This is a genomic window from Chitinophaga ginsengisegetis (assembly GCF_900168065.1).
Classification (GTDB): Bacteria; Bacteroidota; Bacteroidia; order Chitinophagales; family Chitinophagaceae; genus Chitinophaga; species Chitinophaga ginsengisegetis.
Genome location: NZ_FUZZ01000001.1, coordinates 2,011,096 through 2,024,903 on the forward strand (window position 1 = coordinate 2,011,096; position 13,808 = coordinate 2,024,903).

Sequence of the window (13,808 nt, forward strand, 5' to 3'; positions counted from 1 at the left end):
ATCCATTGCCCACACCCTCCTCCACTTCATTTTGGCATTTATACCTAATTACCGTAGGTTTGCCTCCGCATTTGGTTCCGCCCCGCGGCGGATTAAAAGGGAATCCGGTGTAAAACCGGAGCTATCCCCGTAGCTGTAATCCTGCATTTATCGTCAGATAAATTGTTTTTCCGGATGAACTCCATACCACTGTCTGCCTGCCCGGCAGATGGGAAGGTCCCGGAAAAGCAGGTAAGCCAGAAGACCTGCCTTTTGTAATTGATCATTCAACGCTTTCGGGTGAAATGCCATGAATGTAGGCCTGCCAGCCATTTATGCGCTGTTATTTTTTTTCGTTTAGCCTTAGGCGTAATGCCGGGAGGATAACCGACATTATGATCATTTTTCCAGGGTTTTTACCCCGGAGAAAAGTGCGTTGTATTTTCTTAACAAAACAATAAATATGAAAAAACAGTTATTATCCTTTCTGTCTGCAGCATTAATGCTGTTTGTTGCTTCCTGTCAAAAAGATGATGCCTTGCAACCCCTCGAACGCCAACGCACCAACGAAGCGGGTACCGGCGGCGTTACGGCATCATTAATCGCCGGTAAATACGGCAATGGGTTCTTTATCGCTAACGAAGGATGGTTTGGGCACGGTACCGGCGACCTGCATTTCTATTCCTACAGCGGTGATAGTCTTGTTACCAACATTTACCACGCAGAAAACCCCACAGGCGCATTGGGCGGCCCTTCCAATACCCTGCAGTATGCCACTGTATTCAACGGTAAAATGTATATCGTTGTAAAAGCCGGCGGACCACTGGTAGTAACAGATGCAGGCAGCCTGGTTGAAACCGGCCGTATCACTACCCTGCCAGGTAATGATGGTCATGCCTTTATTGGTGTGGATGCCACCCGCGGACTGCTGAGTGCAAGCGATGGCGTATATCCCATTACGTTACCTTCCCTTGCAGTAGGCGCTAAAGTAACTGGTGTAGCCGGTTATACCGGTGATATGTTAAAAGCCGGCAGCTATATTTTTGTGTTGTCCCAAACAGATGGTATCGTTGCTTTAAACAGCACTACGTACGCTGTAGTAAAAAAATTCGGCGCAGCTAACCTGGCCTTCGCTGCCGGTAAAGATGGCGGCGTATATGCCACCAACTCCGATTCCCTGATCCGCATAGACCCCGCTACACTGGTGCGCACTGCCGTGAAACTGCCTTTCACAGTACCATCTCCGTGGGGAGCATGGCGCCACGCGGCGATCACTGCCTCTACGACGGAGAATGCTGTTTACATTGTGCGTAACAACGGTTTTGCCGGTGGTACCCAATTGTACCGCTATATCATTGGCAACACCGCATCGCTTGCATCTCCTTTTATCACACTGCCTTCAGGCCAATATTTCTATGGCGCCGGTGCTGCGTATAACAAGGATAAAAATGAACTGGTAATGACTACATTGAATGGCTCTTTCACCGGAGATGTGAACAGGGTCCTGATGTATGACGCTACTACCGCTACATTGAAAAAAACACTCACTTACAACGGATGGTATTTCCCGGCCATGCCTGTGTTTCATGAGTAGAGGATGAAATAAAGAGAGGGTGCCTCAAAATTTTTACGGGACAGAACATCTATGTGGGGCTTAGATGTCCACTTTAAAAGCCGGATGGTGAGACACCCTCTCTTTTTTGCTTCCCAATTATTCATCCATTAATTCCCTTTCTATCTATAAGTCTAATTTACCGCCATACTCAATCGAAATCTTCCTGCCTTAACCCTTCCGATGTAATTTTAGACTTGAACCTGGCAGCCCTGCTATTACAGACATTTTAAATTCCGAATTGTGTTTTTATATTGTTCATAAAAGTTTCATCCTTTTTGTCTTTTCGACAAAAGCATTCTGGCGTCTTGTCCAATAACGTACCTCAGTTGATTTTTGCCGTCAGTTGAGGTTTCAAAAATAAACTGTGCAACTGCATCAGCAGATAGGGCGCTTTGGGTGATAAAGCGTTCCTAAAGGAAATGCCATTCTACCCCCGCCGATTAAATATTGATGATAAGTCCTTCTTGTTTTTGCGGAATTCTCATGGTTGCAATTACATTCCAACCTTTGGAGCAAATAATATCGCTGTTGCTCCGCCAAGTCCTGTAGATGATCCTGTGATAAAATAGTTTATTCATAAAATGATTTAATTAATAAAGATAAGTGTATGCTTTCCGAAACTCCTTCTGGTTATCTAACCAGAAGTTAATCTTTAAATCCAATGGCTGTAACGCTATGCGATTTAAGCTATTTGGCACTTAAATAAACCAATACAAAATGTGATACTCACATTTAGTTAAATGACTGACGGAATTCAAGCGGTGTAATGTTCGTTTGTTTCTTAAAAAGCTTACTAAAAGACTGCGGATATTCAAAACCCAATTCATAAGCAATTTCACTGACCGTCATATTGGTAGAGGTTAGGATATGTTTGGCTTTTTCAATTAGTTTATCATGGATATGCTGTTGTGTGCTTTGACCCGTAAGGCTTCTAAGCATATCACTTAGATAATTAGCAGACATATTCAGTTCGGTGGAAAAATACTGGACAGAAGGTATTCCTTTTAAGGAAAGATTATTTCCCTCAAAATAATCATTCATTAACTTTTCAAAGTTGATAAGCAATTCACTGTTTGCTGTTTTCCTTGTTATAAACTGCCGATTGTAGAACCGGTTACAATAATTCAGCAGCAACTCAATTTGTGAGATAAGTATATCTTGACTATAAACGTCTATCCTCGAACTATATTCTTTTCGGATAGTGTCCATTACTTCTTCAACAATTGTTGCTTCCTTGTCGGAGAGGTGAAGAGCTTCATGTACAGCATAAGAAAAAAAGCCAAACTGAGTAATCTTTGCGGCCAAAGAATAAGCCCTTATAAAATCCGGGTGTATCAGCATTGTCCAACCTTGTAAGTTCACGTTGTCTGAGAGTTCAGAAACAATGACTTGATTGGGTCCGTGGAAAACCATTGCACCTTCCTGAAAATCATAGTAATGCTGTCCATACCTCATCGTACCAGTATAATTTATTTTCCTGCTGATGGTATAGAAATCATAGGTTTTGCTTCTTAACTTCTCCTCAGAGTAATTCTTAATATTTTCATGGTTAATCAAACTAATTAAAGGGTGCTGTGGCTTTTCCACACCTAATAAGTCATGATATTCTGATATTGATTTGATATGGTAAGGCCTCTCTGTTTTCATATTGATTGGATATTTGCAGAATACAATATTATTCCAGTTAATTTATTTCTAAATCTGTAGATAATGATATCTTTTTAAAGACCTCAAACTCTTTCAAATCTCGTGCTCTTTTATCCATGATCATTTTAAAGCTGTCAGGTCCCAGTATTAAATGAACCGGAGGATTTTCCATATTGACCAGATTTACCAGTTCTGCAACCAGTTTTTCTGGATCACCGGGCTGCTTTCCAGCTCTTTCTGCGTAACTTTGATATGTACTTGCACTTTCATAGTCAATAATAGGATTCCTTGCATAATTCAAAGAACCTTCATCTAAAAAATTAGTCCTGAAAGACCCCGGTAATACCACTGTAGGCTTCACGTTAAGATGTTTCGCTTCTAAAGCCAATGCCTCTGTGAGGCCAACCATTGCAAATTTTGATGCTACGTAACTACCGATATTCGGCCCAGCGCAATACCCGGCAGCTGAGGCTACATTTATTATTCGCCCGGAACGCTGTTTTCTGAATTGTGCCATCGAAGCCCTAATCACATTTACCGTTCCGAACAAATTTACATCTAAAGCTTTTCTGAATTCTTCATCTGTTAATTCTTCCAAACTGCCAATAAATGAAAATCCCGCATTATTAACAGCAACATCCAGCCCTCCAAAATATTGGATTGTTTGATTAATTGCCTCTTTAACATCCTCGCTATTTGTGATATCCAATCCAAGTGGTAAAAAATGGTCACTTTCTATGCCAATATTTGACTTTAGTAAATTTGAATCTCTTGATGTTGCTGCAACCTTGTTACCTTTCTCCAATAATAATTTTGTGAGTAACAAGCCCATCCCTTTTGAAGCCCCCGTCACAAACCAGATTTTTCGATTGTCCATATTTACCTATTAATTTCATTAAATGAATTCTATCAGATTAAGATTTAATACTATACAGCAGGATTGCATTATTTTAGCAATCCTACTGTACGCACTCAATGCTTCTTGAAAAACTCATCAACCTTATCCATTGCAGGGTCAAGAAATTTGTCAATATCATACAAATCCATGTGTGATGCCCCTTCTATGACCACCCATTCCTTTTCTCCCGCCGCCATTTCATATACCTCTCTGTCCATGTCATGTGTAAATGCTTCGCTTCCCGCAATAACCAAAAATGGCGTAGTAAAATACTTTGCCTGGTTCATAAATACCCTTGCCGGATCAACAGGCAAACCTACAGTGGGATAATTAGGAGAATAGTTAGGGCACTTATCTTGCCCGGCTCTAAGGAAATAATACCCATATGCGTCTTTCATCGCTCTTGACGCACTATCAGGTGGGGGCAAAGGCATTCCACCAAAAATAGGTGCGGTTTCATATTCTCCGGTTTCATAATATTTCTGCTTAGCTTCTGCCGCTGTCTGCAGCATTTTGTCAAGAAGATCTTTCTGATAAGCCCCAAATAAACTGGCAGCTGCATCAAAATTACCAACCAATGTTGCTACTGCTTTTATCCGGGCATCTCCAATAGCTACATTACAGATATAAGGAGCACCAGCGCAAGCCCCAAGACCATAAAATCTGCCTCTGTCAACAAATTTCAGTGTTCTTAAAAAGCTTATTGCATCAGTGGTATTGGGAATCATATTATGCATGGATTCATAGTTTCTGATTTCTCCCTCACTATCGCCAAAGTTTTTCGGATCGAACACTAAGAAAGCATAACCTTTTGCTGAAAGCTTATTACCATATGTTGCTCCGGTTTGTTCCTTCACTTGTGTACCCACACGGGTATAAATAACTGTAGGGTACTTTTTTTGGCTGTCAAATCCTGCTGGTAAGTATAAATCTCCAGCTAATTTATAACCCTGGCTCATAAAATAAACCCTGTTCTTTCCTTCTCTTAACTGCTGATAATCTACAGTTATTACTTCTTGATTTTTCATTTTATTATTTTTTTAATTATTATTTAGGTTGCTTTGAGAAAATCCAATTGTGTAAATGCACATCATAATGCTTACTGTAAAAAACAGTTTGTTTTATCTTCATTGACAGGAAGAAATTCCCGTCTTTTCTTACATTCATTCATATAAATAATCTCCTTCATTTAAGCACCCAATTATCATACATGTTCCCCTCATAAGACTTAATAATTTCGCTTTTAAATTATAAACCAAAGTTGAGGAATATCAAGAAGCTGACTGTATCCAAATCTCTTAGGGTTGTGTTCAAATACAGGGTTTTATTCAAATCCGGTTGAGAGGCTCAACTCTTTCAATTGTTCCAGTTTTTCAAGTTGAGATTTGTAATAATTTACAGCTCTTTCGTAGGCATCTCCTCCCATCAACAAATGTAAAGGGGCATTCTCCTTTCCCGCGGAATTAATTAAAATCTTTACCAATTTATCGGGATCGCCTGGCTGCTGTCCGTTATATTGGTTCATTGCATCAACCAGATGTTGTGTGCCGTATGCTTCAATTTTATTTTGAGCTACCGGAAATGCTCCTAAAAAGTTTGTCCTGAAAAGTCCCGGTGAAACAATGGTTACTTTTACATTAAAAGGTTTTGCTTCCAATGCCAATGCTTCGGAGAATCCTATAACAGCTGATTTTACAGCATTATAACTACCTGCACACGCATCAGCAGAATATCCGGCAGATGAAGCAAAATTGAAAAAATGTCCACTTTCCTGCCTGCGGAAATAAGGCATTACATTCCTGATTACATTTTGAAATGCAAATACATTTACATTTACAGATTGACGAAATTCTTTATCGGATACTTCTTCCAAAGCCCCCAAAAGCATATAGCCTGCGTTGTTTACCGCAACATCGATTTTACCGAATTTGGCAACCGTTTGTTCAATCGCTCTTTTGACATCATCATCGCTGGTAATATCAACTGTAAGTGCTAGTAAACCAGTACTTTGTCCTAGTTTTTCCTCGATTTGTGTCTTATCTCTCGAAGTTGCAGCAACTTTATACCCTGCGTCTAATAATTGCTTTACTAGTGCTAAGCCAAAACCATTTGAAGCTCCGGTTATAAACCAAACCTGTTCTTTTTGATTATTCATTTTAATATAATTTTTATTGCTACTTATGTTATTTGAAAGTTGCCACCACGTTATCTCCTTTTTTCAGAACAGCTTCTGTTATGCTTCTGCCCAACCCTCGTGAACTTCCTGTAATAAACCAGGTCTTTCTCATCTATGATTAGTTTTTAATTGTGCGTGTCAAAATTATCGACAAAAAGATATACTTTTGATACCTGTATACAAAAGGATACTTAAATGAGTAAAAAAGAAGAATTGAATTTTGAGGATAAAATCAAATTCGTACAAGACACACAATATGTAATCGGTGGTAAATGGAAACTGCCTATTATTATTTCTGTTTATCACGGAAATAAAAGATTTAATGAAATCCTTTCATCGATTCCTAGAATAACAAATCGTGTGCTATCGAAAGAATTGAGACACCTAGAAGAAAATGAACTGATTTCAAGAAAAGTTTACGACGATTATCCGACGAGAATAGAATATACGCTTACTGATTATTGTCACAGCGTCGCTGAAGTGTTAACATCTATGGAGAAATGGGGCAAGCAGCATAGAGAGAGGATTAAAAAGAATATGCCTGCTTCAATGCATAGGACTGGGATTTAATACAATAGCCCATTAATCCAGGTATTACCCTCTTTCTAAAAATCCAGCGGCAATACCATATTCATTACAACAGGTTCCAGCTTCTCAAGCGATTTCCGCAAATCTGCTTCCATCTTTTCTTTCTCCGTGAGCCGGAATAAAGATTGCCGTATAAAATTTTTAGGAAGATAATAATCTATCGTCAACCGGCTTCTCCGGTCTGTTATCTTTTCAACCGTATAGTAGAAAGCGTTATGCCGCTTCTCATCTGTTTCACTGAACAACGCCTTTTGTTCGGGATCGTACGAGAAACTGCTGGTGTACATGATCACCTCTTTACCGTTATCCATCACATGGCGGTGGCGACTACCTATACCAGGCAGAAAATGTTCTACCTCATCTATTGCGCTCACACCTGTTTGCCACAGGTGCCTGAACTCAAAATGCACCACAGTATAAATAAGCGTTTTGATATCCGTGTCAAACTCCTTCGACACAGAAATCATTTTCGTTTTGTTACTAAGCTCTATCTGTGGATCAGGATCAGGCGGCAACCCATTGCGCAGTTCACTTAAATGAGTGTAATGGAAAGGAATAGCGCCTGTTTCTGTTTGTTTGGTGCTGGCATCCCATGTCATCCATTGCGCCAGTCCTTCCGGTGGTTCATCCTGCAGCAGGTTGTCTGTTACCAGCCAGTATTCATGTTGTTCAATATCATTTTTCAGCAGCTGGTGCGCTACAATCACATCTTTCCCTATCAGCTTACTGAAATTTTTCACCTGGTAGGTGGTGAACTCGCCATAGTGGGTAATTACCTTCAGGGTGAGGTCAATAGCGGATACACATGCTTTGCACTGGCAAATTTTACGGTGGTTGTAGTTGACAAGGTACCGGTGAAATTCACAGAACATTTTTTCCACCTGCTTATACAGTACTTCCAGCTCCGGCGGGGATCCAAACTTATAGAACAGGATGGCGTCACCTTCAACTTCAGACACTTCCAGGCCCGACTGATTAGCGTTTATCAGCAGTTCCAATAATTGCTGGATAATATGGCGGCTGTGCTCAATCTCTATTTCATTCACAAAACGGGTAAAGCCACTTATATCCGGAATAAAAAGCAGCCCTTTATTTTCCATTTTTTTTATTAAAGTTAGAGATAAAATGGCACATGACCGCTCTTCCTTTATTTCTTTTCTAACCGGAAGATCATGGCATCTGCCGCATCTGCAGTTATATGGATCTTCCCTTTCTCCGTAGATGTTTTACCGGAAAATAATTCTTTACAGAGATATTCCCCGCTGCCGAGTCCAAGCTTGCTAAAATCAGCTTCAAAGGTAGTGGGGCGCTTGTTATAGTTCACCACGGCCAGGTAGGTAAAGCGGCCGTTGTTGTGTACAAACAAGCTGGACGGCGTATCACCGGTATGATGATCTACCGGAACAAAACCATTTGGCAACTGTGCCGCTTCCAGCACATCGTGGTTTTGCAGCAGTTGCTGCGCTACGCCGGAAGCACTGCTGTACGCGGAGTAGTCGTCGCCGGTAATAACAGTGCCGGTAACGATGGCAGAGGCAAGACGGGCCCTGTTTTCACCGGGAGCGGCGCCTGCAAACACTACGTGATCTGCATCGGTAAAATCGTACACTTTATTTTGCCACCATCCCAAACTGGTAGCGTTGAGGGTATAGGCTGTTTCGTCAATATTTTTGAAAGCATCGCAGGCAATACGGCGCATATGCACATACCTGCCGGTGGCCATACCGGGCGAAATGGCGGCGTATACCAGCATCTTGCCATCCAACTGATCTACGAGGAATTCCATGCCCTTCCTGAATGCCTGCATGCCCGTATGCACGGAAGGATCATAATACGCATCTGCTTCTATGGCTGCATGCCCGATAAAGTCAATCTTAATCATTTCAAAGCCGGTTTCCTTGAACCGTTTAATGAGATAGGCGATGCGCTCGCGGGTAGCAGGATGGGTAGGGTCCATTGCGCGGGCGCCGTCAAAATCGTGGTATTGCCCGTTTATTTTTGTCCAGGTTTCTTCATAATTGTAGTGGCTTCCTTCTACCACGCGGGAGGATTTGGACCAGTCTACAAACGGCGCCCAGTAAATGCCGGGCTTACATCCCCGTTGTTTGCAATACACCACAAATTCTTTCAGCTGGCTGAAATCGCCTGTCATGCCGCCTTTGGTCATGTTATCCCAATAGGAGTCGAGGTCAATGTAAATGCTGCCGTCTTTACCACGGAACGTTTTACAGGAGTCTGCAAAAAAATCGACAACCTGTTTGGCTTTAGCCAGGTTTAATTTCGTTTGCATGCTTCCCCAGCTGTTCCAGCCCAACGGCTTTGCCGCGGTCCATTCAAAAATATAGCGGGGTTCGGCGAGGCGGTTAGCGCTGCCATATTGCTCCATGCCTTTGCGCCAGTTGGCGGCGGGCAGCACCAGGATCTTCGGGGAGCTGCACAGCGTATCGCCCTGCGTAACGATGCCGTGGGGTATTTTATCGCGGGTAACAAGACTGTCAGTCCACCCGGCCACCACAGAAACGTGTGAATTTTCCACCTTTACCCCTGTTTTCCAGTTGCTGTGTTCTACCGAGCCGAGTATGAGCCCGGCGTTGGTGATACTGTCGTACAACGCGGTTACTTCTGAACTGGTGAATGCCGGGCCTTGCTGGTCCGCTACACGATACCTGATCCAGGCATCATTGTCAAAGGGCACCACTACCCCGCTGGTATACATCGCGGCTTCTCCTGTTAAAGGGCTCATCGCCCGGGAGCGCGCGCCCTTTCCCTGCAGGATTACAGCTGTATAAAAACCATCTTTCCCTTTATACACATAAAATACCTGCTGTTTTTTTATGCCGTTACCGGCAGAAGTAATCACATACCGGGTACCTTCTCCCATCCGGTCTTTTATGCGTGCACTGGCAAAAGTACGGGTAGCAGTGAGGGTATCAGGCCGGTGGGCATCTTCATAAAAAGCAAATGCATTCCGGATCACTTCTTTATTTCCGGTCCAAACGGAGTAAGTGCCTTTGCGCAAATCGTAGGCGATATAATTGTTTTTCCCGAAAGGAATATGTTTCACATGAGTGGCCTCCTGCGCGTGTAATGGCGTTAACAGGCAAAGCATTCCCGTAACAGATAAAAAGTATCTGCACCAGATCAGAGCGTTATTCATTTTGCAAGTCCTAGTGGTGAAAAGATCATAAATAGCAACACCATTAATATCAATAAGGCAGCGCTGTACCAGTGCCGGTTTTTCCAGGGCTCCACGGATACTACCGGGATTACTGCCGGCTGATAAGGTACTGCCATTGGTTTTATTTTGCCGATGATCAGCATCAGCACCGCCGTTACCACAAAGGTGATCGCCAGCAGATGCAGGTAATGGATACCGGTATCAAATACCCATTGCAGTAATACGTTTACGGCCAGGAAAAATACCAGTCCCGCTTTGGCCGCCACCGGCGGAACGTGGCGGGTGGCCATTCCCACCACCATGATGGTAAAAATGGGAAGACTGAAAAACCCTGCCAGCATCTGGATATAATTATAAAAGCCGCCTTTGAACAACATGATAAATGGCGCAATGATAATACCCGACAACAATACCAACACCTGGAAAATACGGGTTCTGCTGATCAGTTCTTTATCCGTTACACTGCCTTTGCGGGCTATCATGAAAGGCTTATATAAATTCATGGTGAACAACGTACCTACACTGTTCAGCCCCGCATTAAAAGTGCTGAGTGCCGCACCAAAAACAATGGCCGCAATTAAACCGGTGTATACCGGCGGCAACACATCTGCTGCCATCCTGGGAAATACTTCCGCCGTTGCCTGCGGATGGATGTACAGGTGTACGGCAATGAGGCCGGGGATATTGAGCATGAGCGGCGACAATAACTTACACAAACACGCCAGCGCAATCCCTTTCTGGCTTTGCTCCAGGTTCACGGAGCCCAGCGCCTGCTGTACAATAAACTGTTCCATGCCCCAGTAGTAAATATTCACCAGCAACATACCAGTAAAAATAGTGCTGAAAGGAACCGCGTCGTGTGCCGAGCCGATGGCATTTAAATGATCGGTATGGCTTCCGAGTACAGTCAGCAAACCGGTTTCCGCATCGCCATGCCCCAGGTATTTAAACCCGAAATAAGGCAGCAGCAATCCACCGATGATCATACCACCGCCCAGCAATGTGTCGGAGATGCTGATCACTTTTAAACCGCCCAATACATTATAGAAAAAGCCCGTGATACCTATCAGGCAGGCCAGCATCCAGATGGTGGACCAATAGCTGATATGCAGCAGCTCATTCAGGTGAAAGATACCGTTAAAGGCCACTGCCCCGCCATACAATACGGCTGGGATCAGGTTTACAAGATAGCTGAGCAGGAAAATAACGGATACTATTTTCTTGGTGCCGCTATCATACCGTACTTCCAGGAAATCGGGTGTGGTAACGGCCCCGATCCGCAGATAGATAGGCATCAGGAATTCGCCTACCAGCAACATCGCAAATACAGAGGTAACACCCCACGACATAATAGACATGTTATTGATGAAAACAGATTCGTTTTCACCGATAAACTGGTTGGCGCTGATGTTGGTCATGATGAGCGCACCACCTATTACCAGCCAGTTTAAACTACGGCTGCCAAGAAATACGTCGGCGGCGGTTTTCAACTGGTGCCTTCTTGTAATGTACCACGACAATACCGTCATGAGTACCACGAAAAAAGCAAAGCTTATAATAGTAGAAAGTGGCATTAATAATTACAGTTACAAAGATTTTCTTCTTATCAGCACGGTAGGCAGTACTTCCTGGATCTTCTCCCGGTTCAGTACAAAAACTGCTGCCTTCTCCGCCATCAGTTTAAAGTCCGTGGAATAAGTGGTGATACCATTACAGATAATTTCCTTTACCACATCATCATTGTGAGATAAAATGCCCACATCCTTTCCAAGCGTCATTTTCTTTCCCACACAATCTTTCAGAATGGCCCACAACTCCGTATTATTGATGGTGTAATATACTTTTCCTTTTGCCACCGTGCCGGGTACATATTCCGTTTTAATAATACCATTGATCTGATGGTCTTTTATAAAACGTTTGAATGCCTTCAGTATTTCTATCGGCGTATCGGTAGATGGCCGGTAATAAAAAATCATTTCATCAAACTGCCTGATGGTATCCGTTAACGCGGTGAATGCCCGGTAGGAAGATTCCCCGAACTCCTGCACAATGTAAGAACAATCTGCCTGTAACGGCTCGTACCGGTCAATCATCAGGAACTTATCCATCGGCAGCCCCCGCAGGATCTCCGCCGTTTTGGGATGAGGGATAGGCGCTACCACATACATCCCGTAGCGGCCCTTTACGGAAGCCACAATGCTTTCAAATACCTCGATGTTGTTATGATGAAAGAAAACATCCAGCTGGATGTTTTCACCAAGATTTGCCCGGAAGGTTTTATAAAATGTTTCCTGGAAAGTATCAAACGCAAATAACAGCAACGCCACTTTCAGCTGCTGCCCGGTATCGTCGCTGCTCACAAAAAATCCTTTCCTGTTTTGCGACGCCACAATCCCTCTTTCCACCAGTTCCTTATAACCTTTGGCAATCGTTTCCCTCGCAAATCCAAGCTCCCCGATCAGGTTATTCACAGAAGGCAATGAGTCGCCTCTCGACAACAACTTTGAGTTGATGGCATTGATGATGCCCTGAACAAATTGTTCATGTTTAGAAAGACCCGGAATGCCGTCCAGTTCATGTATCTGTTCGTATACGTCCTGCATGTAAGGAAAAATTGATCTGGAATTAACTGTACTACACTATCCTACTAAGCTATTGCGTTTTTTCTACACTTACAACTTTTTGCAGTGAATAATGCGTTTCAGGCAGCGATTGTAACTTCCTGGCAGCCCATTCGGGTGTAATGTCCCGCTGCGGACTGGCCAGCAGCTCATACCCTACCATAAACTTTTTCACGGATGCAGAACGCAACAGCGGCGGATAGAAATGCATATGCCAGTGCCATTCCGGATGATCGCCCGAATTCACAGGCGCCTGGTGCATACCGGCGGAGTAAGGGAATGATGTTTCAAAAAGATTATCATATTTTATGGTTAGTCTTTTTAAAATATCCGCCAGCGCGTGTTGCTCTGCTTCATTAAAATGCAGCAGGTCCGGTACATGCCGCTTGCTGATGATCATGGTTTCAAATGGCCAAACCGCCCAGAAGGGCACCAATGCCACGAAGTGATCATTCTCACAAACAATCCTTTCCTGCTTTTCCAGCTCCAAAGCTACATAGCTTTGCAGCAGGCTTTTACCGGTAGCTTCATAATATTTTTTCTGGTGAGATGTTTCCTTGATCAACTCCGCCGGTAAATCGCTGGTTGCCCAGATCTGCCCATGTGGATGAGGATTGCTGCACCCCATAATGTCGCCTTTGTTTTCAAAGATCTGGATATACTTTATATCCGTATCGGCAGCAAGCTGGCGGAATTCTTCCTGCCACAACGTAATCACTTTCCGGATGTCTGCTACCTCCAGCAGCGGCAGCGTAAGATCATGCCGCGGAGAAAAACAGATCACGCGGCAGGTACCCTTCACGGCCCGTGCATGTAATAAGCAGTCGGTCACTTCAACGCCTGCTGGTGTATCTGCCATCAGTGCGCCGAAATCATTGGTAAATGCAAAAGGCTCTGTATAAGCAGGGTTCTGATCCCCTCCCATCCTGCTGTTGCCCGGGCATAAATAACAGGAGGCATCGTACTCCGGCAGCGGATCTTTATTTACTTTCTCTACTTTGCCCTGCCACGGCCTTTTGGTACGGTGCGGCGATACTAATACCCACTCGCCCGTTAAGATATTTAACCGCTGGTGGGGGTGCTCTTCTAACTGGAATTTGTTCATA

General features: G+C 43.5%; 11 protein-coding genes and 1 riboswitch. Of the genes, 2 read left to right on the top strand and 9 right to left on the bottom strand.

Annotation, left to right across the window (positions count from 1 at the left end; genetic code table 11):
* Positions 1 to 55 precede the first annotated feature (55 nt).
* A riboswitch (cobalamin riboswitch) is annotated at positions 56 to 267 on the top strand.
* 175 nt (positions 268 to 442) lie between these two features.
* Entirely contained in the window at positions 443 to 1,573 is a 1,131-nt protein-coding gene (locus B5Z18_RS07990) for a DUF5074 domain-containing protein (RefSeq protein ID WP_079468847.1), read from the top strand.
* A 753-nt stretch (positions 1,574 to 2,326) separates the two neighbouring features.
* Here B5Z18_RS07990 and B5Z18_RS07995 read toward each other — a convergent pair.
* The 4 genes from B5Z18_RS07995 to B5Z18_RS08010 all read right to left on the bottom strand — a co-directional run bounded on the left by B5Z18_RS07995 (position 2,327) and on the right by B5Z18_RS08010 (position 6,294).
* Positions 2,327 to 3,241, bottom strand: coding sequence for a helix-turn-helix domain-containing protein (locus B5Z18_RS07995; protein WP_079468848.1), 915 nt, complete (start codon positions 3,239 to 3,241; stop codon positions 2,327 to 2,329).
* Between the two features lie 37 nt (positions 3,242 to 3,278).
* Complete coding sequence (locus tag B5Z18_RS08000; RefSeq protein ID WP_079468849.1) at positions 3,279 to 4,118, bottom strand: SDR family oxidoreductase; 840 nt, start codon at positions 4,116 to 4,118, stop codon at positions 3,279 to 3,281.
* A gap of 95 nt (positions 4,119 to 4,213) precedes the next feature.
* Positions 4,214 to 5,167 (bottom strand): alpha/beta hydrolase, encoded by a 954-nt coding sequence (locus B5Z18_RS08005; RefSeq protein ID WP_079468850.1) that lies wholly within the window; start codon positions 5,165 to 5,167, stop codon positions 4,214 to 4,216.
* Positions 5,168 to 5,463: 296 nt separating this feature from the next.
* Positions 5,464 to 6,294 carry an SDR family oxidoreductase gene (locus B5Z18_RS08010; protein WP_079468851.1) on the bottom strand — a complete coding sequence of 277 codons (831 nt, stop codon included), beginning with the start codon at positions 6,292 to 6,294 and terminating at the stop codon, positions 5,464 to 5,466.
* Positions 6,295 to 6,510: 216 nt separating this feature from the next.
* Here B5Z18_RS08010 and B5Z18_RS08015 point away from each other — a divergent pair, with 216 nt between their 5' ends.
* Positions 6,511 to 6,885, top strand: coding sequence for a winged helix-turn-helix transcriptional regulator (locus B5Z18_RS08015; RefSeq protein WP_079468852.1), 375 nt, complete (start codon positions 6,511 to 6,513; stop codon positions 6,883 to 6,885).
* Between the two features lie 35 nt (positions 6,886 to 6,920).
* On the opposite strand, the gene B5Z18_RS08020 is transcribed toward B5Z18_RS08015, so the two are convergent.
* The 5 genes from B5Z18_RS08020 to B5Z18_RS08040 are packed head-to-tail and all read right to left on the bottom strand — an operon-like array spanning position 6,921 to position 13,807.
* A complete protein-coding gene (locus tag B5Z18_RS08020) occupies positions 6,921 to 8,003 on the bottom strand; it encodes a DUF2652 domain-containing protein (protein WP_079468853.1) in 1,083 nt (360 codons plus the stop codon).
* A 47-nt stretch (positions 8,004 to 8,050) separates the two neighbouring features.
* Positions 8,051 to 10,060, bottom strand: a complete 2,010-nt coding sequence (locus B5Z18_RS08025; RefSeq protein ID WP_079468854.1) for an alpha-amylase family protein — start codon at positions 10,058 to 10,060, stop codon at positions 8,051 to 8,053.
* Positions 10,057 to 11,655 carry a solute:sodium symporter family transporter gene (locus tag B5Z18_RS08030; protein WP_079468855.1) on the bottom strand — a complete coding sequence of 533 codons (1,599 nt, stop codon included), beginning with the start codon at positions 11,653 to 11,655 and terminating at the stop codon, positions 10,057 to 10,059. The genes B5Z18_RS08025 and B5Z18_RS08030 overlap by 4 nt, the downstream gene beginning before the upstream one ends.
* A 12-nt stretch (positions 11,656 to 11,667) precedes the next feature.
* On the bottom strand, positions 11,668 to 12,684 hold the full coding sequence (locus B5Z18_RS08035; RefSeq protein ID WP_079468856.1) for a GntR family transcriptional regulator: 1,017 nt from the start codon (positions 12,682 to 12,684) through the stop codon (positions 11,668 to 11,670).
* Between the two features lie 49 nt (positions 12,685 to 12,733).
* Positions 12,734 to 13,807: a UDP-glucose--hexose-1-phosphate uridylyltransferase gene (locus B5Z18_RS08040; RefSeq protein ID WP_079468857.1), complete on the bottom strand. Its 1,074-nt coding sequence runs from the start codon at positions 13,805 to 13,807 to the stop codon at positions 12,734 to 12,736.
* Position 13,808: the final 1 nt, after the last annotated feature.

Excerpts from the sequence above, each read along its gene's own strand:
- B5Z18_RS07990 (WP_079468847.1), top strand. The coding sequence starts at position 443 with ATGAAAAAACAGTTATTATCCTTTCTGTCTGCAGCATTAATGCTGTTT.
- B5Z18_RS07995 (WP_079468848.1), bottom strand. The coding sequence starts at position 3,241 with ATGAAAACAGAGAGGCCTTACCATATCAAATCAATATCAGAATATCAT.
- B5Z18_RS08000 (WP_079468849.1), bottom strand. The coding sequence starts at position 4,118 with ATGGACAATCGAAAAATCTGGTTTGTGACGGGGGCTTCAAAAGGGATG.
- B5Z18_RS08005 (WP_079468850.1), bottom strand. The coding sequence starts at position 5,167 with ATGAAAAATCAAGAAGTAATAACTGTAGATTATCAGCAGTTAAGAGAA.
- B5Z18_RS08010 (WP_079468851.1), bottom strand. The coding sequence starts at position 6,294 with ATGAATAATCAAAAAGAACAGGTTTGGTTTATAACCGGAGCTTCAAAT.
- B5Z18_RS08015 (WP_079468852.1), top strand. The coding sequence starts at position 6,511 with ATGAGTAAAAAAGAAGAATTGAATTTTGAGGATAAAATCAAATTCGTA.
- B5Z18_RS08020 (WP_079468853.1), bottom strand. The coding sequence starts at position 8,003 with ATGGAAAATAAAGGGCTGCTTTTTATTCCGGATATAAGTGGCTTTACC.
- B5Z18_RS08025 (WP_079468854.1), bottom strand. The coding sequence starts at position 10,060 with ATGAATAACGCTCTGATCTGGTGCAGATACTTTTTATCTGTTACGGGA.
- B5Z18_RS08030 (WP_079468855.1), bottom strand. The coding sequence starts at position 11,655 with ATGCCACTTTCTACTATTATAAGCTTTGCTTTTTTCGTGGTACTCATG.
- B5Z18_RS08035 (WP_079468856.1), bottom strand. The coding sequence starts at position 12,684 with ATGCAGGACGTATACGAACAGATACATGAACTGGACGGCATTCCGGGT.
- B5Z18_RS08040 (WP_079468857.1), bottom strand. The coding sequence starts at position 13,807 with ATGAACAAATTCCAGTTAGAAGAGCACCCCCACCAGCGGTTAAATATC.